The organism is Pseudomonas sp. lyk4-R2A-8 (assembly GCF_030209095.1).
Classification (GTDB): Bacteria; Pseudomonadota; Gammaproteobacteria; order Pseudomonadales; family Pseudomonadaceae; genus Aquipseudomonas; species Aquipseudomonas quebecensis.
This window is the reverse complement of record NZ_JARVSS010000022.1, coordinates 24,754-46,048: the sequence shown is the minus strand read 5'-3', so window position 1 is coordinate 46,048 and position 21,295 is coordinate 24,754. Positions and strand designations below refer to the sequence as shown.

The window sequence follows — 21,295 nt, the reverse complement described above, 5'->3', positions numbered from 1 at the left end:
AAACGTGAAGTGGTTCAACACTCGATGGATATCAAGTTCGCCCACCGCTTGTCTTATAAACAAGCCCGATTGACTGTGCTGGTCGGTTTCGTCTTGGGAACCTTGCTCAGTCTGATCCAAATCGGCATTGATTATGCCAGTGAAGACGCATCCATCAACCGTGAAATACGTTCGCTGATCGAAATCAGCCATAACCCGGCCTCACGCATTGCCTACAACATTGACGCCGAGCTGGCGCAGGAATTGACCCTGGGCCTGCTGCACTCCCCCGCCATCATCCGTGCGCAGTTGATCGACAACAATGGCCTGGTGCTGGCGGACGTCGGCCGGCCACGCAGCGAAAGCACGTACCGCACCGTGAGCGACCTGCTGTTTGGCGCCAACCGCCAGTTCGAAGACCGCCTGTACTTAAGCCACATGCCCAACGATGCCCTGGGGGTGCTGCGCCTGGACGTGGACACCTACGCCTTCGGCAGCCGTTTCCTGCGACGGGCCGAGATCACCCTGCTCAACGGCTTTGTACGCAGCCTGCTGCTGACCGGGATCCTGCTGGGCCTGTTCTACGTGATGCTGACCCAGCCGTTGGTTCGGATCATTCGCGAGTTGAGCGAGCGCAGGCATACCCGCGTGGACTGCCCGCCCGGGCACGAAAACGACGAGATCGGCGTTCTGGTCAGCGTGGCCAACCAACAATTTGAAACCATGCAGACCGAGATCCAGCAGCGCCGCCACGCCGAAGACCGCCTGACGGAATATCTGGGTCAGTTGGAAGACATCGTTTCCGCCCGCACCCTTGAGCTCAAAGCCAGTAACCAGCGCTTGAGCCAGTCCAACGACGAGTTGGAGGCGGCCAAGATGAATGCACTGGGCATGGCCCAGGCCCGTGCGGCCTTCCTGGCGAACATGAGCCATGAAATCCGTACCCCGCTCAACGGTCTGCTGGGGATGATCGCGCTGTCTCTGGACAGCACCCTGAACGCCGAGCAGCGCCAGCAGCTCTCCATCGCCCATGACTCGGGCAAAGTGCTGGTGGAGTTGCTCAACGATATCCTCGACCTGTCCAAGTTCGATGCCGGCCAGCTGGAATTGGAGCGCATCCCGTTCGACCTGGGCGCGCTGGTGGAGGACACCGCCAACCTGTTATCGCAGAACGCCGCGCCGAGCGTGGAGCTGACCTGCCTGATCGACCCTCTGTTTCCGTCCCAAGTGCTGGGCGACCCGACGCGTGTGCGGCAAATCGTCAGCAACCTGCTGTCCAACGCGCTCAAGTTCACGCGCTTTGGTCGCGTGGATGTGCGGCTGAGCAGCTGCGACGCCAAGGTGCGCATCGAAGTCTGCGACACCGGTATCGGTATCGCACAGGAAGCGCAGGTAAAAATTTTCCAACCGTTCACCCAGGCCGGCGCCGGCATTACCCGTCAGTTCGGTGGCACGGGCCTGGGCCTGGCCCTCACGCGCAACCTGTGCGAAGCCATGCACGGCCGCTTGAGCATCAGTTCGGAAGTCGGCTTTGGCAGCCAATTCTGCGCCGAACTGCCTCTGCCGCCCCATTCGCCCGCCGTGCAGCCACCGCCATTGAGCGGCGAAGTCATCGCCATCACTAACGCCAGCAGTGGCCTGACAGAGTTACTGAACACCCTGTTGCCCCACTGGGGCCTGACCCCGCGCTGCTACCCTCAGGACCAGGATCTGACCGGGCAAACCCCCGACCTGCTGATCACCGACTGCCCGGAGTGCCTGTTCCGTCTGCGGCCGGGGATTACCGCGCCGATCCTGGTGGTGACGGCCTACGGCAATTTCATGCCCGGCGAAGAAGTGGCAGCCCTCGCCCCCCTGCAGCAACAGGCGCGCCCGTTGAGCCGCAACGCGCTGTATCAGATCCTGCAACGTACTTTGCGCAGCGATGGCCAGTTGATCCTTGATCCGGTCCAACTGGAGTCACCCCCGCTGGCCCACCGGGCGCGCATCCTGTTGGTGGAGGACAACCCGGTCAACCAATTGGTGGCCAAGGGGATGCTCAGCAAACTGGGATGCGAGGTGATCGTGGCCGCCCATGGGGGCGAAGCGCTTAAATGCCTGGAGCAGCAGACCTTCGACATGGTGTTGATGGACTGCAATATGCCGGTGATGAATGGCTACGAAGCCAGCCGACAGATTCGTAGCAGCGGGCGCTGGCCGGACCTGCCGATTGTTGCCCTGACGGCCAATGCCATGTCCGAAGAGCGTGAGCGTTGTCGGGCCGCCGGGATGAGCGACTACCTGGCAAAGCCGTTCCGTCGCGAAGAGCTCAACGCGCTGCTGGACCTATGGGTGCCGATGACGAACCCTCTCTGAGCTGCCCAATCAACTGGTCCAGGCCATCGCGCAGGGCATCCGCCTGGTTCAGGTCGATGCCGCTGTCACACAACAGGCGTGCTTTGAGGCGGTGCGTATGGTCGCGCAGTTGCACGCCGGCTTCGCTCAAACTCAGGTGCACTTCGCGCTCATCCCCGACGCTGCGCCGACGCTGCACCCAGGCCCGTTGTTCAAGGCGCTTGAGCAAGGGCGTGAGCGTGCCGGAGTCGAGCATCAGGCGTTCGCCCAGGCTCTTGACCGTGGGATGCGCCGGCGGGAGGGCGTGCCACTCCCACAACACCAGCATCACCAGGTACTGCGGGTAGGTGAGGCCCAATGAATCGAGCATCGGTTTATAGGCACGGGTCACCGCCCGCGAGGCGGCATACAGTTTGAAACACAGCTGGTTGTCCAGGGCCAGTGATACGGCCGGCAGCTCGGTCATTTGAGCAAGGCTTCGATCTCCGGGGCCAGGTCCTGCGGCTTGGTCGTCGGGCCGAAGCGCTTGACGACCTGACCCTCGCGACCGATCAGGAACTTGGTGAAATTCCACTTGATGCCCTTGGAACCGAGCAGTCCCGGCGCCTGGTTTTTCAACTGCACGAATAACGGGTGGGCATCGCTACCGTTGACATCGATTTTTTTGAACAGCGGGAAGCTGACGCCGTAATTCAACTCGCAGAATTCGGAAATCGCGCCTTCATCGCCCGGCTCCTGCTTGCCGAACTGGTTGCAAGGGAAGCCCAGCACCACCAGCCCCTGGTCCTTGTACTGCTGCCACAGTTGCTCAAGCCCCTTGTACTGAGGCGTGAAGCCGCATTTGCTGGCGGTATTGACCACCAGCACGGCCTTGCCGGCGAAATCGGCCAAGGTCTTTTGCTCACCCTTGATAGTCGTGCAGGGGATGCTCAGCAGGTTGTCGCTCATGGCAGTGCCTCGGATTATTAAAGTTGAAGGTTTTAAAGTAGCGAGCAATTCAATTGCACACAATTTAATTGAGCGCACTGATCATGTCCCATCAGGCCGGATCATGGGGCGCGAACAACGCGCCCGCTCACTTCAACGGGGCACCAGGTCCAGGCACACCGAGTTGATGCAATAACGCAAGCCTGTCGGCGGCGGGCCGTCCGGGAACACATGGCCCAGGTGCGCGTCGCACTTGGCGCAGGTGACTTCGGTGCGGATCATGCCGTGGCTGACGTCACGGATCTCGACCATCGCGCTGTCGGCGATCGGCTCATAGAAGCTGGGCCAGCCACAGCCGGAGTCAAACTTGGCCTTGGAATCGAACAGCGGTGCATTGCAGCAAATGCAGTGGTACACGCCGTCCGTTTTGGTGCCGTTGTACTTGCCGCTGAAAGGTCGCTCGGTACCCTTGAGCCGGCATACGTTGTACTGCTCCGGATCCAGCATCGCTTTCCATTCTTCAACGGTTTTCTGCAACTTTTCCATCGGTACACCTCGGTAACTGAAAAACCCTGATCTGTGTCTTTTCCGTGGATCAGGCGGCACGTATGATTGCGCCTCTTCAAAACGCCAGTCTGGCACCCGCGCTACCGGCATTCAAACGTATTTCCGGGTGCGGACCTCGCAGCCTTCACAGTACGGTAGTGCCCGCGCCGTCTGGATCGTTCATTTTCAGGATCACATCGCCATGCAGGTCAGCAAATCGAACAAGCTCGCCAACGTCTGCTATGACATTCGCGGCCCAGTGCTCAAGCACGCCAAGCGCCTGGAAGAGGAAGGTCATCGCATCCTCAAGCTGAACATCGGCAACCCGGCGCCGTTTGGTTTCGAAGCGCCGGACGAAATCCTCCAGGACGTGATCCGCAACCTGCCCACCGCCCAAGGCTACAGCGACTCCAAGGGCCTGTTCAGCGCACGCAAGGCGGTGATGCAGTACTACCAGCAAAAGCAGGTGGAAGGCGTCGGCATCGAAGACATCTACCTGGGCAACGGTGTGTCCGAACTGATCGTGATGTCCATGCAGGCCCTGCTCAACAATGGCGACGAAGTACTGGTGCCGGCGCCTGACTACCCGCTGTGGACCGCCGCAGTAACCCTGGCCGGCGGCAACCCGGTGCATTACCTGTGCGACGAAGGCGCCGATTGGTTTCCTGACCTGGCGGACATCAAGGCCAGGATCACGCCGAACACCAAGGCGCTGGTGATCATCAACCCGAACAACCCCACCGGCGCCGTGTATTCGAAGGAAGTGCTGCTGGGCATGCTCGAACTGGCGCGCCAGCACAACCTGGTGGTGTTCTCCGACGAAATCTACGACAAGATCCTGTACGACGACGCCGTGCATGTGTGCACCGCGTCCCTGGCGCCGGACCTGCTGTGCCTGACCTTCAACGGCCTGTCCAAGTCCTACCGCGTGGCGGGTTTCCGTTCCGGGTGGATTGCCATTTCCGGCCCCAAGCACAACGCCCAGAGCTATATCGAAGGCATCGACATGCTGGCCAATATGCGTCTGTGTGCCAACGTGCCAAGCCAGCATGCGATCCAGACCGCCCTGGGGGGCTACCAGAGCATCAACGACCTGGTGTTGCCGCAAGGCCGTCTGCTGGAGCAACGCAACCGTACCTGGGAGTTGCTCAACGACATTCCGGGCGTGAGCTGCGTCAAGCCGATGGGCGCGTTGTACGCCTTCCCTCGTATCGATCCAAAGGTCTGCCCGATCCTTAACGACGAGAAGTTCGTGCTCGACCTGTTGCTGTCGGAAAAGCTGCTGGTGGTGCAGGGCACGGCGTTCAACTGGCCGTGGCCGGATCACTTTCGCGTGGTGACCTTGCCGCGCGTGGATGACCTGGAAATGGCCATTGGTCGTATCGGCAGCTTCCTGAAGTCCTATCGCCAGTAACGAATATGCCGCCGTGCGACTTCCATTCAGTCGTACGGCGAGCATCTGGCAACACTTCTATATCGATTGCCCTGCTGCGCACTGCCCCAGCCTCGCGCTTGCCGCTATCCCCCTACAATTACAGGGCCGCAAGGCAAAAGAAGGTCGATATCGGGCGATGTTCCATGTGGGAAATTCCCTTCAAGGGTCTACATTCAGGCTGTAGGACACAGTTTGAAATAGTCGCTCGGTTGAATCACCCTATGCCGCACCTTATATACCCCGCAGTACGCAACATATTAAGCATGAGGAGAACTCTACAACCATGATGCGCATCCTGCTGTTCTTGGCCACTAACCTGGCGGTCGTACTGATTGCCAGCGTCACCCTGAGCCTTTTCGGCTTCAACGGGTTCATGGCGGCCAATGGGGTTGACCTGAACCTCAATCAGCTGCTGGTTTTCTGTGCGGTCTTTGGTTTTGCCGGCTCGCTGTTCTCGCTGTTCATCTCCAAATGGATGGCGAAGATGAGCACCAGCACCCAGATCATCACCCAGCCCCGCACCCGGCACGAGCAATGGTTGCTGCAGACCGTCGAGCAGTTGTCCCGCGAGGCGGGCATCAAGATGCCCGAAGTCGGGATTTTCCCGGCGTATGAGGCCAATGCCTTTGCGACCGGCTGGAACAAGAACGACGCGCTCGTGGCCGTCAGCCAGGGCATGCTCGAACGCTTCTCGTACGATGAAGTGAAGGCCGTGCTGGCGCATGAGATTGGCCACGTGGCCAACGGCGACATGGTCACCCTGGCGCTGGTACAGGGCGTGGTGAACACCTTCGTGATGTTCTTTGCGCGGATCATCGGCAACTTTGTCGACAAGGTGATCTTCAAAAACGAAGAGGGCCGCGGCATCGCCTACTTCGTGGCGACCATTTTCGCTGAAGTGGTGCTGGGCTTCCTGGCCAGCGCGATCGTGATGTGGTTCTCGCGCAAACGCGAGTTCCGCGCGGACGAAGCCGGTGCGCGCCTTGCCGGTACGGGGGCGATGATCGCGGCGCTGCAACACCTGCGCTCCGAGCAGGGCCTGCCGGTGCATATGCCGGACAGCCTGACCGCCTTTGGTATCAATGGCGGCATCAAGCAGGGCCTGGCTCGCATGTTCATGAGCCACCCACCGTTGGAGGAGCGTATCGACGCACTGCGCCGTCGCGGCTGAGGTCAACGGGCGACACGTACAAGGGGCGATCTGATCGCCCCTTTTTTGCGGGCGCGATTTATATCCTGGTCAGCCGGTAGGCACGTTCGTCCAGGCGCGTGACACCGTCCTGCACGAACTTCCAGCTCTCGTCGAGGATGTCGCGCTCTTCCAGCACATCCACCGTCCAATGCGAGCCCAGCAACACCTGCACCTCGTCATGGGCCACGGCAAACGGCGGCCCGGCCTTGAGTGCCTGATCGTAATCCAGGGTGATCAACAGGCCCTCACAGCCAGGGCGCAGCACCTGGTTCAAGTGCTCGGTATAGCGCGCCCGTAGCAACGGCGGTAAAGCGATCAACGCGGCACGGTCGTACAGCGCTGTGCAATCGGCCAATGCCTCGGCGTCCAACGCAAAGAAATCCCCGCACCACACCTCGATCGAGCTGGCCCGATAAACCGTGAACTCACCGTGCCGTGCCATTCGCGGCTGCAGGCCCTGCTCACCGAAGAAGGCCTGCACGGCCTGCTCCGACAGCTCCACCCCAAGCACACGATGACCCAGGCTGGCCAGCCATATCAGGTCCAGGCTTTTGCCGCACAGCGGCACCAACACCTGCGCACCGTGAGCCAGACCCAGTGAGGGCCAGTGCCGCTGCAAGTAAGGGTTGACCTCGGCCAGGTGAAAGCCGATCTGATTGCGCGCCCAACGGTCAAGCCAGAATTCAGGTTCCATGACTCCCCCCGAAAAGTCGATCAAATGGAGCTAAAACTTATATTAGATTTAGATCAATGATCTGATTAAAGATGGGCCCATGTTAACGCTCAGGACCCCTTTTATGCTCCCCAGCCTGTTTATCTCCCACGGTTCGCCCATGCTGGCCCTGCAGCCCGGCGCCTCCGGGCCGGCGCTGCGGCAATTGGCGGCGCACCTGCCAAGGCCAACAGCGATTGTGGTGGTGTCGGCGCATTGGGAAAGCCAGGAATTGCTGGTCAGTGGCAATGCAGCTCCCGAAACCTGGCACGATTTCGGCGGCTTCCCTCGCGAACTGTTCGCCGTGCAGTATCCCGCCCCCGGCGCCCCGGAGTTGGCCCACGCCATCGTCGACTTGCTCCAGGCCGACGGCCTGAGCGCGCGCATCGACAACCAGCGCCCGTTCGACCACGGTACCTGGGTGCCGCTGTCGCTGATGTACCCGGCGGCGGATATTCCGGTGGTGCAGGTGTCGCTGCCCAGTCGCATGGGCCCCGCCCTGCAAACCCGCGTGGGCCGTGCCCTTGCCGACCTGCGAAAACAGCACGTGCTGCTGATCGGCTCCGGCAGCATCACCCACAACCTGGGTGAGCTGGACTGGCACGCCGGGCCGGAAAGCATAGAGCCCTGGGCTCGCGCGTTCCGCGACTGGATCGTGGAAAAGCTCGTGGCAGATGACGAAGCCGCGCTGCACGATTATCGCCTGCGGGCACCGCACGCCGTACGCAACCATCCCAGCGATGAGCACCTGCTGCCCTTGTACTTCGCACGCGGGGCCGGCGGCGCGTTCAGTGTGGCCCACCAGGGCTTTACGATGGGCGCGCTGGGCATGGACATCTACCGCTTCGACTGAGCGCAAAACCCAGGCAAAAAAAATCCCCGAACCGGTCGGGGATTTTTTTTGTGCGATCAATCAACCCAGGGGGCGGATCAATCTTCGCGGTAGCGACGCAGCTTCAGCTGCTTACCGGCAACGCGTGTGTCTTTGAGCTTGGTCAGCAGTTTTTCCAGACCGTCTTCCGGCAGCTCCACCAGGGAGAAGCTGTCGCGGACCTGGATACGACCGATGGCTTCACGTGCCAGACCACCCTCGTTGAGGATAGCGCCCAGCAGGTTCTTGGCAGCGATACCATCGCGCGCGCCCAGGGCGGTACGGCAACGGGCACGACCTTCAGCCAATGGAACCGGAGCGCGACGCTCACGATCACCACGGTCTGGACGGTCGCCGGAACGCTCTGGACGATCACCGCGTGGCGCGCTGTTCGGTACCAGTGGACGTTCTTTCTCGATGGCTGCCAGGGTCAGGGCCTGACCGTTGGTCGCTTTGCGCAGCAGCGCAGCGGCCAGGGCACGTGGAGTGCAACCGATATCGGCGGTCAGGCGATCCAGCAGGTCGCCGTGGGTCGATTCAGCGTCAGCCACCAGGGGGGCCAGGCTGTTGGTCAGTTTCTTGATGCGGGCATCGAGAACGGCCTGGGCATCCGGCAGGCGGACTTCTGCAACTTTCTGACCGGTGACGCGTTCGATCACCTGCAGCATGCGGCGCTCACGTGGCGTCACCAGCAGCAGTGCGCGACCTTCGCGACCGGCGCGGCCGGTACGGCCGATACGGTGAACGTAGGACTCGGGGTCGTAAGGCATGTCAACGTTGAACACGTGGGTGATACGTGGAACGTCGAGGCCACGGGCGGCAACGTCAGTCGCCACAACGATGTCCAGACGGCCATCCTTGAGGGAGTCGATCACGCGCTCACGCTGGTTCTGGGCAATGTCGCCGTTCAGCGCAGCGGCCTTGTAGCCTTTGGCTTCCAGGGCGCTGGCCAGGTCCAGGGTCGCTTGCTTGGTGCGCACGAACATGATCAGGGCATCGAAGTCTTCGACTTCCAGCAGGCTCAATACCGCCGAGGTCTTCTGGTCAGCGTGAACCAACAGGTGAGCCTGTTCGATCGCGGTCACGGTCTGAGTCTTGGTCTGGATCTTCACGTGCTCCGGATCGCGCAGGTGGCGTTCGGCAATGGCACGGATCGACTGTGGCAGGGTGGCCGAGAACAGTACGGTCTGACGGGTCGCCGGCAAGGACTTGAAGATGACTTCCAGGTCATCCATGAAGCCCAGCTTCAACATTTCGTCAGCTTCGTCGAGCACCAGGTGGTTTACGGTCGACAGGACTTTCTCGTCGCGACGCAGGTGGTCGCACAGACGGCCTGGAGTGGCGACAACAATCTGCGCGCCGTTGCGGATGGCCTTGAGCTGCGGGCCCATCGGCGCACCGCCGTAGACGGCCACGACAGTAACGCCCGGCATTTGCTTGGCGTAGGTTTCAAAAGCGGTTGCTACTTGCAGCGCCAACTCGCGGGTTGGCGCCAGGATCAGGGCTTGCGGTTCGCGCTTGGCAGGATCGATGCAGTGCAGGATAGGCAGGGCGAACGCGGCGGTTTTACCGGTACCGGTTTGCGCCTGGCCGATCATGTCCTTGCCGGCCATGATGATCGGGATCGATTGCTGCTGGATAGCCGAAGGTTCTTCGTAGCCGGTCGCTGCGACGGCTGCAAGAATGTTCGGGTTAAGATTAAAAGCGGCGAAGCCGCCGGTTTCCTGGGTCATGGGTCTGCCTCTGAGTGCATCCGCAAAGACCCATGCTCCAAAGCTGCGCATGCCGTGTTGAGACTCAAGAGTCGCCCTGGCTGCTTTGTCGGCGGGGATTTGCGAAAACGAATGAATGAAAAAGATTCGTCAAGGAAGAGTCCGCTGTGCGGACGTGCAGCCGAAGCTGACTTCGGGGAATTGCGCTACCTAAACGCGGCCTGCTTAAAGGCCGGCGCGCACTATACCGGAAATACCTGAAAAAGGGAGCTTTTTTTATCGCCGGGCGCCGATAAAGCGCGTTGCGCCAGAGCTTTTTCAACGCCAGGCCAGGGGCTTGGTTTTTCAAAGGCCCGGCCCCGCTGGTCAAGGCGCTTAAACGGTTCACCTATCCTGCACGTTCGTTAGGTCCGAAACCTGCTCGCGCACCGCACCGTTAAGTCATCGGGCCTGTCGGCTTTAAGGCACGCTCAGGTGGCCGGGCGAATCGCCTTGATCAACGGCTGCAACGAGTAACCCAGTCGCGGCGCCAGCGCTTCGGCGCGGCCCGCGAGCGCCTGCATGTCCAACGTTTGATCCAGATCCGATGGCACCAACAGGATCACGTTGCCCTCCTTCACCGGCAATTCCCAGTAGTGGCGGTGGTACAAGCCGCGCAGCAACGCCGCGCCCAATGGCTTGCCATCGTCGGTGGCCCATTGGTTGATGACCAGCCAGCCGCCGGGGTTGAGCTTCTTCTGGCAGTTTTCCAGGAACGCCCAGGCCAAGTGCCCAACGCCGGGGCCGACATCCGTGTACAGGTCGACGAAAATCAGATCGGCCGTTTCCGCGCTTTCCAGCAACTGCAGGGCATCGCCGATGCGAATATACAGACGCGGATCGTCGTCCAGCCCCATGTACTCGATGGCCAGCCGTGGTACATCCGGGCGCAGTTCGATGGCCTCCACGTCTTCCAGCGGCAGGAACTTGAGGCACGCCTGGGTCAGCGTACCGGCACCCAGGCCGAGGAACAGCGCGCTCTCCGGCTGCTCGTGGCACAAAGCGCCAATCAGCATGGCGCGGGTGTAGTCGTATTCCAGCCAGCTTGGGTCGGCAGTGAACACACAGCTCTGCTCAATGGCCTCGCCGAATTCGAGAAACCGGTAATCGGCCACTTCGAGCACACGGATCATGCCGAAGTCATCATGGACCTCGGCCAGCACGCGCTCGACACGCTCCTCTGTCATCACTGCTCCTAAAGGGTTTACCGTAAGGCAAAGGCGCGATTGTCGGCCAACCGGCGGCAGCAGGTCACGCACTAATTGCTGATAACATTGGCGCCCGACCGTCAATCAGCCAATCGAGTTCAAGATGAGCCAACCGTGGAGCCCCGAGAGCTGGCGCGCCCTGCCGATCCAGCAACAACCCCACTACCCGGACGCCGCGCACCTGTTGCAGGTGGAGCAGAGCCTGGCCAGCTACCCGCCGCTGGTGTTTGCCGGGGAAGCCCGCGAGTTGCGCCGCCAGTTTGCCGAAGTGACCCAGGGCCGGGCTTTTCTGCTGCAGGGTGGCGACTGCGCCGAAAGTTTCGCCGAGTTCTCCGCCGCAAAAATCCGCGACACCTTCAAGGTGCTGCTGCAGATGGCCATCGTGATGACCTTTGCCGCCGGGTGCCCGGTGGTGAAAGTCGGACGCATGGCCGGCCAATTCGCCAAGCCACGCTCCGCCAATGATGAAACCATCGACGGCATCACCCTGCCCGCCTACCGCGGCGACATCGTCAACGGCATCGGCTTCGACGAAAAAAGCCGCGTGCCCGATCCGGACCGCCTGCTGCAGTCCTACCACCAGTCCACCGCCACCCTCAACCTGCTGCGCGCGTTCGCCCAGGGCGGCTTTGCCGATTTGCACCAGGTGCATAAATGGAACCTGGACTTCATTGCCAACTCGGCGCTGGCCGACAAATACAGCCAACTGGCCGACCGCATCGACGAAACCCTGGCTTTCATGCGTGCCTGCGGCATGGACAGTTCGCCGCAACTGCGCGAAACCAGCTTCTTCACCGCCCACGAAGCGTTGCTGCTCAATTATGAACAGGCCTTCGTACGCCGGGACAGCCTGACCAACGACTATTACGACTGCTCGGCCCATATGCTGTGGATCGGCGACCGCACCCGCCAATTGGACGGCGCCCATGTCGAATTCCTGCGCGGGGTGAACAACCCGATCGGGGTCAAGGTCGGCCCAAGCATGGACCCGGACGATCTGATCCGCCTGATCGACATCCTCAACCCGGACAACGACCCCGGCCGCCTCAACCTCATCGCCCGCATGGGCGCCGGCAAGGTCGGCGACCACCTCCCCAACCTGATCCGCGCCGTGCAGCGCGAGGGCAAGCAGGTGCTGTGGAGTTCCGACCCGATGCACGGCAATACGATCAAGGCCAGCAGCGGCTACAAGACTCGGGATTTTGCGCAGATCCTGGCGGAGGTGAAAGCGTTCTTCCAGGTGCATCAGGCCGAGGGCACCTATGCCGGCGGGATCCATATCGAGATGACCGGGCAGAACGTCACCGAATGCATCGGCGGCGCCCGGCCGATCACCGAGGATGGCTTGTCAGACCGCTACCACACCCACTGCGACCCACGGATGAATGCCGATCAATCGCTGGAACTGGCGTTCCTGATTGCCGAGACGTTGAAGCAGGTCAAACGCTGAGACTGGGCCGACGCCCTCGTGGGCAAGCCCACTCCCACAGGGAATGCAGGGTTCGATGCAAAGCATTCCCTGTGGGAGCCGGGCTTGCCCGCGATAAGGCCCTAACGGCCAACATCCAAGCCGATCATCGCGCCGCGCAATCGATCGGCACTGGGCCTTTGGCAATTGAGCTGTATCTGCTGCAACCCCAGCCAGTCGGCCATCTGGCGCAAATTCACGGCCAACGCTTGCATCCCTTCCTCGTCCAGGCCCGGCTCTTCTTCATGCACCGCATGCACCGCCAGGCGCGAGTGGGTGCGTTCGGCGCGCAGGTCAACCCGCGCGGCGATGCGTTCATTGTGCAGGAACGGCAGCACGTAATAGCCGTACACCCGCTTGTGTTCCGGGGTGTAGATCTCCAGCCGGTAGCGGAAATCAAATAGACGCTCAGTGCGGCTGCGCTCCCAGATCAGTGAATCGAACGGCGACAGCAAGGCACTGGCCAGCACTTTGCGCGGCACGGTTGGGGTTGGCAGGCAGTACGCCGGTTGCTTCCAGCCATGCACCCGACAACTGAGCAACTGGCCCGCCTCCACCAGCTCGGCGAGGCGAGTGCGGCTGTCGGCGGGATCCAGTCGAAAGTAATCGCGCAGGTCTTTTTCGGTGCCCACGCCCAAAGCGGTGGCGCTGTGCAACAACAGCGCGCGCTGAGCCTCGGCTTCGCTTACGCGGATGCGCAGGATATCGCTGGGGATGACCCGCTCCGGCAAATCGTACAGACGCTCGAAGCCACGTCGACCGGCCACAGTGACCAGGCCTGCCGCGAACAGCCATTCCAGCGCGTGCTTCTCGTCACTCCAGTCCCACCACGGCCCGGCGCGCTCTGCTCGGGTCGACAGGCTGCCCGCGCCAAGCGCGCCCTGTTGCTCCACGGTCTTCAGCACGCGCTGGATCACCGCCTGTTGTTCACGACCGAAACGCGCCATCTGCGCATAAATGCCCTGCCCCTGCTGCGCCCGCGCCATGCGCCAGCGCATCAATGGGTACAGCGCCATCGGCAGCAACGAGGCTTCATGCCCCCAGTACTCGAACAACGAACGCCGCCGCCCCTGACTCCAGGCCGCTTGTTCGAGAATCGACGGGGAATAGCTGCCCAGGCGCGAAAACAGCGGCAGGTAATGGGCACGCACCAACGCGTTGACCGAGTCGATCTGCAGTACCCCCAGACGCTCGATCAAGCGGTTTACATGAGCGGCCTTGATCAGCGCCGGCGGCTGCCGCCCGGCGAAGCCTTGGGCCGCCAACACCAGGCGGCGCGCTTGCTTGAGTGAAAAACACGGGTCGGCGGGCATGTCAGTCTCCATCGGGCCTCGCCGCCTACCCTACTGCATCCATGGCTATTTTCGCAGCGGGTCCTGCCAAAAATGCTGATGACGCTCGCGCTCAACGTCAGCGCGGTTGAGACCAAGGTCCTTCAATGCGTCGTCGCTCAAAGTGGCCAGCAACTGACGCTCCTGATGCAATGCCTGCCACCGGCTCACGACCTGAAACAGCCCGGCAAACGGGCGCTTCGCCAACAGCACAAAACCTTTCTGACCTTTCATCCTGTCACCCTCCCTTGGGGATGACGCCAGTGTGTGCGCGGGGCTATGATCAATCCAACGAATGTTTCTTATGCAACACATCTCCGAGATTGATCAATTGTCCGGCTACCCAAGTATCGATACAGACGTACTGCGCACCTTCGTGGCCATTGCCGATCATGGCGGTTTTACCCGCGCCGGTGAGTCGGTCAACCGCACTCAGTCGGCGGTAAGCATGCAGATGAAGCGCCTGGAGGAAGATGTGCTGCAGCGCAAGCTGTTTGAGCGCGAGGGTCGCCAGGTGCGATTGACGCCGGAGGGCCAGGTGTTGCTGGGGTATGCGCGGCGTATCCTCAAGCTGCACAGCGAAGTGTTCAACACCTTGCGTGAGCCGCATATGGTCGGGCTGGTGCGCATCGGCACGCCTGACGACTACGTGATGCGCTTCCTGCCGGGTATTCTCAAGCCATTTTCCAAGGCGTATCCGTTGATCCAGATCGAGATGCATTGTGAGTCGTCAGCGGTGCTGATGCAGCGACGGGATCTGGCGTTAACCGTGGTCAGCCGCGAGCCGGGCAACGAACTCGGCGAGCTGCTGCGTACCGAGCGCATGGTGTGGGCCGCGTCCCCGTGCTTTTGCGCGGACGAACACGACGCGCTGCCACTGGCGGTGTCCGGCAACGATTGCGTCTATACCCAATGGACCCGCACCGCGCTGGAGGCGGCCGGACGGGACTATCGCCTGGCCTATCACAGCACCAACGTCGCGGCGATCCAGGCGGTGGTCAACGCCGGGCTGGCGGTGATGATCTGCATGGAAAGCCTGGTGACCGAGGAGTTGCGCGTGCTCGGCAGCGACGAAGGCTTCCCGCCGCTGCCGTCGATGAACCTGCATTTGTTGCGCAACGCAACGATGACCTCGCCGATCACCGAGTGCCTGGCCGATTACATCCGTGAAGGCTTCAGACTTTGAACATCAACATCACCGCACACGCCACCAGAAAGCCGCAGAACAAGCCGCGCAGCAGCCGTTCCGGCATCGCATGGGCGACTTTCACGCCCCAGCTGATGCTGAGCAACCCGCCGATGGCCAGCGGCATACCGATCATCCAATCCACTTCGTGATGCCAGGCATAGGTCACCAGGGTCACGCTGGTGCTGGGCAGCGCGAGCGCGAGCGACAAGCCTTGCGCGACTACCTGGGTCGTGCCGAACACGCTGGTCAATACGGGTGTGGCGACGACCGCGCCGCCGACCCCGAACAAACCACCCATGGAACCGGACGCCGCACCCAACACGCCCAGCCACGGCCAGCTGTAGCGCATGTGCGCCGTAGGCGGCGCGTTGCGTGTGAACATGCGCAGCACGTTGTAAGCCGACAGCACCAGCAAAAACGCGATAAAGCCAATGCGCATCGCCCCGGCATCCAGACCAACCGCCCAGATCGATCCCAGCCAGGCGAAGATAAACCCCATCACGCCCAACGGTAAGGCGTGGCGCAATTCGATACGGTTGCGTTGATGATAGCGCCACAGCGCCAGCATCACGTTGGGCACCACCATGACCAGCGCCGTGCCCTGGGCAATCTGTTGATCCAGGCCGAACAGCACGCCCAGCACCGGGATAGCAATCAGCCCACCACCAATGCCAAACAGCCCGCCGACCGTGCCGAGGGCCGCGCCCAATACCAGGTAAATCGCTACATCCAACACCGTGTGTGACTCCGCATACCCCAAGACCTTGCATGCTACGCAGTCGTGCCTGGCGCGGAAACGCACAGCAACGCACAATGGCTATGCCGATCTCGCACAAGCAGCCGCCATGAATCCCAATACCCTGACCGATCAACTGAGTCTTTTCCTGGATGTGCTGGAGACCGGCAGTTTTTCCGCCGCCGCGCGTCGCCATCCGATCACGCCGTCGGCAGTGGCCCGACGTATCGACAGCCTGGAAAATTCGGTTGGCAGTCGCCTGTTCCAACGCAGCACCCACGCGGTGGTGCCGACCCCGGCGGGCATGGCGTTTGCCGAGCGCGCGCGGCGGATTGTCAGCGAGCTGCAACTGGCGAGAGCCGAAGCGGTGTCCCTGAGTCACGCGCCGGAAGGCCTGATTCGGGTGGACGCGCCGGCAGCCTTCGGTCGACGTCACCTGGCGCCGGTGATCGCCGACTTTCTCAACGTGTACCCCGGACTGGATGTGCACCTGCATCTGATCGACAGCTTCGTGGACATGCAGGGCGCACATCTGGGCAAAGTCGACCTGGTGCTGCGCGCCGGCCATATCGTCGATACGCGGCTGATCGCCACTCCTTTGGCCAGTATCGTGCGCATCGCCTGCGCCAGCCCGGCGTACCTGAAAAGTCGCGGCACGCCGACCCACCCTCGTGAATTGAGCGACCACGACGGCCTGGACTGGGATGGCCTGGCACCGATGTTCGCCTGGCGCTTCGAACTCGACGGGCGCCGTGCCACTTACCGCCCGCAGCGTATCCGCATGAGTGCCAACAACGCAGAGGCTCTGCTTTGCGGCGCGTTGGCCGGATTAGGTATCGCTCACCTGCCGACCTGGCTGGCCAGTGAATATCTGGTGCGCGGCGAACTGTTGCCCTTGTTCTGCCAGGAAGGCCTGCCCAACCCGGAAACCACCGGGATCTACGCGCTGCGCCTGGAACAGCAGCCCAATGCGCGCAGTCGTTTGTTGCTTGAATACCTCAAGTCACGTTTCAGCCCGGTGCCGCCCTGGGACCTGGCGCTGCAAAGCGGGCTGATCTGAACGGCGGGTCAGAATTACCTGGCGCATTAAAGATTTGCCCGCTAGATTCAAAATCAGACCTATTTTTTAAGGCACCACCCATGAGCAAAAATCCCGCACCCTGCGAATCCTTGATGCTGGACAACCAGTTGTGCTTCGCGCTGCACTCCACCTCGCTGCTGATGACCAAGGTCTACAAACCGTTGCTGCAAGCGCTTGGCCTGACCTATCCGCAGTACCTGGCCATGATGGTGTTGTGGGAAGAAGATGGGTTGACCGTCGGCGAAATCAGCAGCCGTCTGCTGACCGATCCGGGGTCTCTGACCCCCCTGCTCAAACGCCTGGAAGTAGAAGGCCTGCTCAGCCGTACCCGCAGTCGTGAAGATGAACGCGTAGTGGTGGTGGAGCTTACCGACGCCGGCCGCGCCTTGCAGGATAAGGCCATGGGCATTCCTCAGTGCATTCTTGGCGCCAGTGGTCTGGAGCTTGAGCAATTGCGCAAGCTACAGGCTGACTTGCTGGCATTACGCGGCAACCTGCAGAACGCGATCTGAACACCGCCACACCCAGGTGAGCGTGGGCTTGCGACCCCGTTAGCCTGGGGTCCGCCAGCCCGCCTGTCACTGACACACCGTCATCGGGCATAAGCCCTCTCCTACCCCCGGTTTGCAGTGCCTCAAAAAATAGTTGTGAATTTATCTTGCGCACTAAACATTAGCGCTATACATTTGCTCACACCAACTACTTAGCGCACAAACTTTTAGCGCTAAACAAATCAAGGGCTTTACCATGCAAACACTCTATACCGCAGTAGCCACCGCCACCGGCGGCCGTGATGGTCGTGCTGTTTCCAGCGACAACATTCTCGATGTCAAACTTTCTACCCCCAAAGAATTGGGCGGTGCCGGTGGCCAGGCCACTAACCCTGAACAATTGTTTGCCGCCGGTTATTCGGCTTGCTTCATCGGCGCGTTGAAGTTCGTCGCCGGCCAGACCAAGCGCAAGGTCCCGGACAACGCGGCAATCACTGCCCACGTGGGCATCGGCCAGATCCCCGGCGGTTTCGGCCTGGACATCGATCTGCATATCAGCCTGCCCGGCCTGGCCCAGGATGACGCGCAAAGCCTGGTCGACGCGGCTCACCAGGTCTGCCCGTACTCCAACGCCACCCGTGGCAACGTTGATGTACGTCTGCACGTAACCGTCTGATCACCTCTGCCGCCCAAGGAGAAGCACATGAACAACATTGGTAAAGCGCTCACCGGCACCCTGCTCGCCCTGTCCATCGGCAACGCATTTGCCGCAACCGGCGATGTGGAACACAGCACCCAGGCCTTTCTGGATGCGTTGAACAGCGGCACCGGCAAGCCGATCGAACAACTGACGCCCAAGGAAGCCCGCGCGGTGCTGACCGGAGCTCAGGCCGGGGTTAAGCTGACGCTGCCCGAGGCGGACGTGAGCCACAAAACCATCCAGGTCGACGGCCAGCCGCTGGACCTGACCATCGTGCGTCCGGCCGGGGTCAAGGGCACATTGCCGGTGTTTATGTTCTTCCACGGTGGCGGCTGGGTGCTGGGGGATTATCCGACCCATGAGCGCCTGGTACGCGACCTGGTGGCAGGTTCGGGAGCCGCGGCGGTGTTCGTCAACTACACACCGTCACCCGAAGCGCATTACCCGGTGGCGATCAATCAGGCCTACGGGGCCACGAAGTGGGTGGCCGAGCACGGCAAGGAAATTAATGTCGACGGCAAGCGCCTGGCAGTGGCGGGCAACAGTGTCGGCGGCAACATGGCTGCAGTGGTCAGCCTGATGGCCAAAGACAAGGGCACGCCGGCGATCAAGTTCCAACTGCTGTTGTGGCCGGTGACGGATGCCAACTTCGAGACGGCTTCGTACAACCAATACGCCGAAGGGTACTTTCTCACCAGGAACATGATGAAGTGGTTCTGGGACAACTACACCACCGACCCTAAACAGCGCGCCGAGATCTACGCCTCACCGCTGCGCGCCACCACCGCACAACTTAAAGGCCTGCCGCCGGCCATGGTGCAGACCGCCAGCGCCGACGTGCTGCGCGACGAGGGCGAGGCCTATGCCCGTAAGTTGGATGAAGCCGGCGTACCGGTGACGGCTGTGCGCTACAACGGCATGATCCACGATTACGGGTTGCTCAACGTAGTCAGCCAGGTGCCGGCGGTGCGTTCGGCACTGCTGCAGGCGTCGGATGAGCTTAAGCAACACCTGAAGTAATCAAGCAGCGCCCACGAAAAAGCCCGACGCTAGGTCGGGCTTTTTTTCGTATCGGCACAGCCAGAATTACTTCTTGGCGCGACCTTTGTACGAACCACCTTCGCGGGTGTCGATTTCGATCAGGTCGTCGATTTCGATGAAATCGGCCACTTGCAGTTCGGTGCCGTTGCTCAGTTTGGCAGGCTTCATCACCTTGCCGGAAGTGTCGCCACGGGCGGAACCTTCGGTGTAGGCAACCTTACGCACGATAGTGGTCGGCAGCTCTACGGAAACCAGGCGCTCTTCGAAGAAAATCGCTTCGCAGACGTCTTCCATGCCTTCTTCGATGAACGGCAGAACGGCTTCGATATCTTCAGCGTTCAGCTCGTACATGGTGTAGTCGGTGGTGTCCATGAACGTGTAGGTGTCGCCGCTGATGAAGGACAGGGTCGCTTCTTTGCGGTCGAGGATCACGTCGTCCAGTTTGTCGTCGGCGCTGTAGACGATCTCGGTCTTGTAACCGGTCAGCAGGTTCTTCAGCTTGGTCTTCATGATTGCGCTGTTACGACCAGACTTGGTGAACTCAGCTTTCTGAACCAGCCAAGGGTCGTTTTCGAGACGGATCACTGTACCGGGTTTCAGTTCTTTACCAGTTTTCATTACGTATATCCGAAATTTGGATGGGATTTACAAAAATCAAGGTCGCGTATCATATCCAACTTTCATAAAACTGTACCAGCGCCGTCGCAAGATCGGTCTGCAACCCCTGTTCCAGACACCATGTTTGGGCGTGTTGGCTCACCTCCGGCCAATGTTCCAGCAGCATTTTCCACGCTTGAGCCATATCGGCCTCCGTGTTCCAGGCTTGCCAAAGCCCGATCAACGCCGCCCTTGCCGCCGCCGATAAGGCGGCGGTGTACAGCTCAAGGAAGGCATCGAGCTTATCGAGGTGAATGTCTTCGTCCTGACGGTAGATGTGCCACAGCAGCGGGCGCCCGGCCCATTGGGCGCGCACGAACGAGTCTTCGCCGCGTACGGCGTTGAAGTCGCAGCACCACAACAGGCGGTCATATTGCTCCTGGCGCACGAACGCAATGACCTGCACGGTCAGTGATCCGCGCTGCTGGATGTCGCCCGCTGTCAGACGGTCCAGGCCCAGCCAGCGCTGCACATCGCCAAGAATGCGCCCCTCGGGAACCAACAGATGAGTAGCACGCCCGTCCGTCGATAACACTTCCAGCCAACTGGCCAGTCCGGCGTTTTCGTAGGCAAACAGAGAGATCAGCCGCGCACCGACTGCGGGATACACGCCGAGGGACTGTAGGAAATATTGCTGCGCACTGACATCCTGCTGAAACGCCGTACGTCGCTCCAGCAATCCCGCCTCACGCAACAGACCGCCCGTGCCGGGCCGGAACCCGGGAAAGAAGAAGTACTTCTGCACGCCCTTGAACTTCACCGACGGCAGCTTGTGACACCCTACCACCCACTCTTCGGCACTGAGGTAATCCAGGTTCATCCACAATGGCGTGCGTTCACGTGCGGCCATACCTTCCATGTAGTCAGGCGGCAACTGGCACGCGAACGCGGCGATCACCACATCCGCCGCAGGCGCGTCCACCCACTCGGCCGGCCAATGACGCACTTCGACGCCTTCCTGCCATTGCATGCCTTGCCGCACATCAATGTCCGGGCACATGCGCTCGAAGGCGCGCAGGTCATCGACCCACAAGCGCACGTCACAACGGTGCTCAACCACCAATTGCCGGGCCAGGCGCCAGGTCACGCCGATGTCGCCGTAGTTATCGACAACGCTGCAAAAAATATCCCAGCGGGCTTTCATTCCGGGCTCCATCGATCAAAGGCTCGATTGTCCGCATAAATGCGCGGATGCAGAAGGCTTGATCGCGATTATTCTGCACAGTGGCTGTGCGACAATCGCCGTCACGCCGTCAATGCCTGCCAGGAGGCCGCCATGTCTGACCGTCCGTTATCGCCGTTCAAGCTGATACTCGCCATTGCCCTCGGCCTTTGGCTGGGGTTCGTCGCCATTGCGCTGACCACCTGGCTGGCTTCACGCTACCTGTTCCCTCAAGCGTTGGCGCCCATCGCCCAGGCGGTGCAAGAGGTGGGCAAGCCCGCCGCCGCCGCGCCGCAGCCGCCCAACCCAATGTTCGAGCAGTATCAGCAGAACCTGCAGAAACAGGAACAACAGCAGGCGCTCGATCAGGCGCGTAATAACGCGCGCAATCTGTCCAACCCCAAATGCCAGTTCTGGCTGCAACAGGACCAGAACGCACCGAACGAGAAGTCCCGGGCCAATGTCCTGCAATTCTGCGATTGAT

The 21,295-nt window shown here is 61.2% G+C and carries 22 protein-coding genes; 11 read left to right on the top strand and 11 right to left on the bottom strand.

Going from position 1 to position 21,295, the window contains the following annotated elements:
* Nucleotides 1-24: 24 nt before the first annotated feature.
* Entirely contained in the window at nt 25-2,334 is a 2,310-nt protein-coding gene (locus QRN10_RS19915; RefSeq protein WP_285428969.1) for a hybrid sensor histidine kinase/response regulator, read from the top strand.
* Here QRN10_RS19915 and QRN10_RS19910 read toward each other — a convergent pair.
* The 3 genes from QRN10_RS19910 to msrB form a co-directional block, all read right to left on the bottom strand.
* The gene (locus QRN10_RS19910; protein WP_285428968.1) at nt 2,288-2,779 is read right to left on the bottom strand and encodes a MarR family winged helix-turn-helix transcriptional regulator; all 492 of its coding nucleotides are present in this window, start codon (nt 2,777-2,779) and stop codon (nt 2,288-2,290) included. The genes QRN10_RS19915 and QRN10_RS19910 overlap by 47 nt on opposite strands.
* Nucleotides 2,776-3,261 (bottom strand): glutathione peroxidase, encoded by a 486-nt coding sequence (locus QRN10_RS19905; RefSeq protein ID WP_285428967.1) that lies wholly within the window; start codon nt 3,259-3,261, stop codon nt 2,776-2,778. Before QRN10_RS19905 ends, QRN10_RS19910 begins: the two co-directional genes overlap by 4 nt.
* Nucleotides 3,262-3,393: 132 nt before the next feature.
* Nucleotides 3,394-3,786 carry a peptide-methionine (R)-S-oxide reductase MsrB gene (gene msrB, locus QRN10_RS19900; RefSeq protein WP_181081578.1) on the bottom strand — a complete coding sequence of 131 codons (393 nt, stop codon included), beginning with the start codon at nt 3,784-3,786 and terminating at the stop codon, nt 3,394-3,396.
* 202 nt (nt 3,787-3,988) lie between these two features.
* Between msrB and QRN10_RS19895 the strand changes: the two genes are divergently transcribed.
* Nucleotides 3,989-5,200, top strand: coding sequence for a pyridoxal phosphate-dependent aminotransferase (locus tag QRN10_RS19895; protein ID WP_253511514.1), 1,212 nt, complete (start codon nt 3,989-3,991; stop codon nt 5,198-5,200).
* Between the two features lie 304 nt (nt 5,201-5,504).
* The gene (gene htpX, locus QRN10_RS19890; protein ID WP_181081576.1) at nt 5,505-6,392 is read left to right on the top strand and encodes a protease HtpX; all 888 of its coding nucleotides are present in this window, start codon (nt 5,505-5,507) and stop codon (nt 6,390-6,392) included.
* A gap of 58 nt (nt 6,393-6,450) precedes the next feature.
* On the opposite strand, the gene QRN10_RS19885 is transcribed toward htpX, so the two are convergent.
* Nucleotides 6,451-7,107 (bottom strand): thiopurine S-methyltransferase, encoded by a 657-nt coding sequence (locus QRN10_RS19885; protein ID WP_285428966.1) that lies wholly within the window; start codon nt 7,105-7,107, stop codon nt 6,451-6,453.
* A 103-nt stretch (nt 7,108-7,210) separates the two neighbouring features.
* Here QRN10_RS19885 and QRN10_RS19880 point away from each other — a divergent pair, with 103 nt between their 5' ends.
* Nucleotides 7,211-7,978: a DODA-type extradiol aromatic ring-opening family dioxygenase gene (locus QRN10_RS19880; RefSeq protein ID WP_253511508.1), complete on the top strand. Its 768-nt coding sequence runs from the start codon at nt 7,211-7,213 to the stop codon at nt 7,976-7,978.
* Nucleotides 7,979-8,055: 77 nt separating this feature from the next.
* Here QRN10_RS19880 and QRN10_RS19875 read toward each other — a convergent pair whose 3' ends face one another.
* Together QRN10_RS19875 and QRN10_RS19870 are read right to left on the bottom strand one after the other, a co-directional pair.
* A complete protein-coding gene (locus QRN10_RS19875; protein ID WP_181081573.1) occupies nt 8,056-9,729 on the bottom strand; it encodes a DEAD/DEAH box helicase in 1,674 nt (557 codons plus the stop codon).
* Nucleotides 9,730-10,178: 449 nt separating this feature from the next.
* Nucleotides 10,179-10,934: a spermidine synthase gene (locus tag QRN10_RS19870; protein WP_181081572.1), complete on the bottom strand. Its 756-nt coding sequence runs from the start codon at nt 10,932-10,934 to the stop codon at nt 10,179-10,181.
* 124 nt (nt 10,935-11,058) lie between these two features.
* On the opposite strand from QRN10_RS19870, the gene QRN10_RS19865 reads away from it, so the two are divergent.
* Nucleotides 11,059-12,405, top strand: a complete 1,347-nt coding sequence (locus QRN10_RS19865) for a class II 3-deoxy-7-phosphoheptulonate synthase (protein ID WP_253511505.1) — start codon at nt 11,059-11,061, stop codon at nt 12,403-12,405.
* A 101-nt stretch (nt 12,406-12,506) separates the two neighbouring features.
* On the opposite strand, the gene QRN10_RS19860 is transcribed toward QRN10_RS19865, so the two are convergent.
* Both QRN10_RS19860 and QRN10_RS19855 read right to left on the bottom strand, forming a co-directional pair.
* Nucleotides 12,507-13,736: a winged helix-turn-helix domain-containing protein gene (locus QRN10_RS19860; protein WP_285428965.1), complete on the bottom strand. Its 1,230-nt coding sequence runs from the start codon at nt 13,734-13,736 to the stop codon at nt 12,507-12,509.
* Between the two features lie 45 nt (nt 13,737-13,781).
* Complete coding sequence (locus QRN10_RS19855) at nt 13,782-13,988, bottom strand: DUF1127 domain-containing protein (protein WP_181081569.1); 207 nt, start codon at nt 13,986-13,988, stop codon at nt 13,782-13,784.
* A gap of 70 nt (nt 13,989-14,058) precedes the next feature.
* Here QRN10_RS19855 and QRN10_RS19850 point away from each other — a divergent pair, with 70 nt between their 5' ends.
* The gene (locus QRN10_RS19850) at nt 14,059-14,940 is read left to right on the top strand and encodes a LysR family transcriptional regulator (protein WP_285428964.1); all 882 of its coding nucleotides are present in this window, start codon (nt 14,059-14,061) and stop codon (nt 14,938-14,940) included.
* On the opposite strand, the gene QRN10_RS19845 is transcribed toward QRN10_RS19850, so the two are convergent.
* Nucleotides 14,930-15,679 carry a sulfite exporter TauE/SafE family protein gene (locus QRN10_RS19845; protein WP_285428963.1) on the bottom strand — a complete coding sequence of 250 codons (750 nt, stop codon included), beginning with the start codon at nt 15,677-15,679 and terminating at the stop codon, nt 14,930-14,932. The two genes, QRN10_RS19850 and QRN10_RS19845, sit on opposite strands and share 11 nt — an antisense overlap.
* A gap of 109 nt (nt 15,680-15,788) precedes the next feature.
* Between QRN10_RS19845 and QRN10_RS19840 the strand changes: the two genes are divergently transcribed.
* The 4 genes from QRN10_RS19840 to QRN10_RS19825 all read left to right on the top strand — a co-directional run bounded on the left by QRN10_RS19840 (nt 15,789) and on the right by QRN10_RS19825 (nt 18,971).
* Nucleotides 15,789-16,739, top strand: a complete 951-nt coding sequence (locus tag QRN10_RS19840; RefSeq protein ID WP_181081566.1) for a LysR family transcriptional regulator — start codon at nt 15,789-15,791, stop codon at nt 16,737-16,739.
* Between the two features lie 80 nt (nt 16,740-16,819).
* Entirely contained in the window at nt 16,820-17,272 is a 453-nt protein-coding gene (locus QRN10_RS19835; protein WP_253511496.1) for a MarR family winged helix-turn-helix transcriptional regulator, read from the top strand.
* Between the two features lie 235 nt (nt 17,273-17,507).
* Entirely contained in the window at nt 17,508-17,927 is a 420-nt protein-coding gene (locus QRN10_RS19830; RefSeq protein ID WP_181081564.1) for an organic hydroperoxide resistance protein, read from the top strand.
* Nucleotides 17,928-17,954: 27 nt separating this feature from the next.
* Nucleotides 17,955-18,971 carry an alpha/beta hydrolase gene (locus QRN10_RS19825; protein ID WP_285428961.1) on the top strand — a complete coding sequence of 339 codons (1,017 nt, stop codon included), beginning with the start codon at nt 17,955-17,957 and terminating at the stop codon, nt 18,969-18,971.
* Nucleotides 18,972-19,037: 66 nt separating this feature from the next.
* Here the strand turns inward: QRN10_RS19825 and QRN10_RS19820 are convergent, their stop codons facing one another.
* Nucleotides 19,038-19,610 (bottom strand): elongation factor P, encoded by a 573-nt coding sequence (locus QRN10_RS19820; protein ID WP_003172723.1) that lies wholly within the window; start codon nt 19,608-19,610, stop codon nt 19,038-19,040.
* 49 nt (nt 19,611-19,659) lie between these two features.
* On the bottom strand, nt 19,660-20,793 hold the full coding sequence (gene earP / locus QRN10_RS19815) for an elongation factor P maturation arginine rhamnosyltransferase EarP (RefSeq protein WP_285428960.1): 1,134 nt from the start codon (nt 20,791-20,793) through the stop codon (nt 19,660-19,662).
* A 132-nt stretch (nt 20,794-20,925) separates the two neighbouring features.
* Here earP and QRN10_RS19810 point away from each other — a divergent pair, with 132 nt between their 5' ends.
* Entirely contained in the window at nt 20,926-21,294 is a 369-nt protein-coding gene (locus QRN10_RS19810) for a hypothetical protein (protein WP_285428959.1), read from the top strand.
* Nucleotide 21,295 lies beyond the last annotated feature (1 nt).

Bases quoted from the DNA above. Each gene is read 5' to 3' on its own strand.
- QRN10_RS19915 (WP_285428969.1), top strand. From the start codon at position 25: ATGGATATCAAGTTCGCCCACCGCTTGTCTTATAAACAAGCCCGATTG.
- QRN10_RS19910 (WP_285428968.1), bottom strand. From the start codon at position 2,779: ATGACCGAGCTGCCGGCCGTATCACTGGCCCTGGACAACCAGCTGTGT.
- QRN10_RS19905 (WP_285428967.1), bottom strand. From the start codon at position 3,261: ATGAGCGACAACCTGCTGAGCATCCCCTGCACGACTATCAAGGGTGAG.
- msrB (WP_181081578.1), bottom strand. From the start codon at position 3,786: ATGGAAAAGTTGCAGAAAACCGTTGAAGAATGGAAAGCGATGCTGGAT.
- QRN10_RS19895 (WP_253511514.1), top strand. From the start codon at position 3,989: ATGCAGGTCAGCAAATCGAACAAGCTCGCCAACGTCTGCTATGACATT.
- htpX (WP_181081576.1), top strand. From the start codon at position 5,505: ATGATGCGCATCCTGCTGTTCTTGGCCACTAACCTGGCGGTCGTACTG.
- QRN10_RS19885 (WP_285428966.1), bottom strand. From the start codon at position 7,107: ATGGAACCTGAATTCTGGCTTGACCGTTGGGCGCGCAATCAGATCGGC.
- QRN10_RS19880 (WP_253511508.1), top strand. From the start codon at position 7,211: ATGCTCCCCAGCCTGTTTATCTCCCACGGTTCGCCCATGCTGGCCCTG.
- QRN10_RS19875 (WP_181081573.1), bottom strand. From the start codon at position 9,729: ATGACCCAGGAAACCGGCGGCTTCGCCGCTTTTAATCTTAACCCGAAC.
- QRN10_RS19870 (WP_181081572.1), bottom strand. From the start codon at position 10,934: ATGACAGAGGAGCGTGTCGAGCGCGTGCTGGCCGAGGTCCATGATGAC.
- QRN10_RS19865 (WP_253511505.1), top strand. From the start codon at position 11,059: ATGAGCCAACCGTGGAGCCCCGAGAGCTGGCGCGCCCTGCCGATCCAG.
- QRN10_RS19860 (WP_285428965.1), bottom strand. From the start codon at position 13,736: ATGCCCGCCGACCCGTGTTTTTCACTCAAGCAAGCGCGCCGCCTGGTG.
- QRN10_RS19855 (WP_181081569.1), bottom strand. From the start codon at position 13,988: ATGAAAGGTCAGAAAGGTTTTGTGCTGTTGGCGAAGCGCCCGTTTGCC.
- QRN10_RS19850 (WP_285428964.1), top strand. From the start codon at position 14,059: ATGCAACACATCTCCGAGATTGATCAATTGTCCGGCTACCCAAGTATC.
- QRN10_RS19840 (WP_181081566.1), top strand. From the start codon at position 15,789: ATGAATCCCAATACCCTGACCGATCAACTGAGTCTTTTCCTGGATGTG.
- QRN10_RS19835 (WP_253511496.1), top strand. From the start codon at position 16,820: ATGAGCAAAAATCCCGCACCCTGCGAATCCTTGATGCTGGACAACCAG.
- QRN10_RS19830 (WP_181081564.1), top strand. From the start codon at position 17,508: ATGCAAACACTCTATACCGCAGTAGCCACCGCCACCGGCGGCCGTGAT.
- QRN10_RS19825 (WP_285428961.1), top strand. From the start codon at position 17,955: ATGAACAACATTGGTAAAGCGCTCACCGGCACCCTGCTCGCCCTGTCC.
- QRN10_RS19820 (WP_003172723.1), bottom strand. From the start codon at position 19,610: ATGAAAACTGGTAAAGAACTGAAACCCGGTACAGTGATCCGTCTCGAA.
- earP (WP_285428960.1), bottom strand. From the start codon at position 20,793: ATGAAAGCCCGCTGGGATATTTTTTGCAGCGTTGTCGATAACTACGGC.
- QRN10_RS19810 (WP_285428959.1), top strand. From the start codon at position 20,926: ATGTCTGACCGTCCGTTATCGCCGTTCAAGCTGATACTCGCCATTGCC.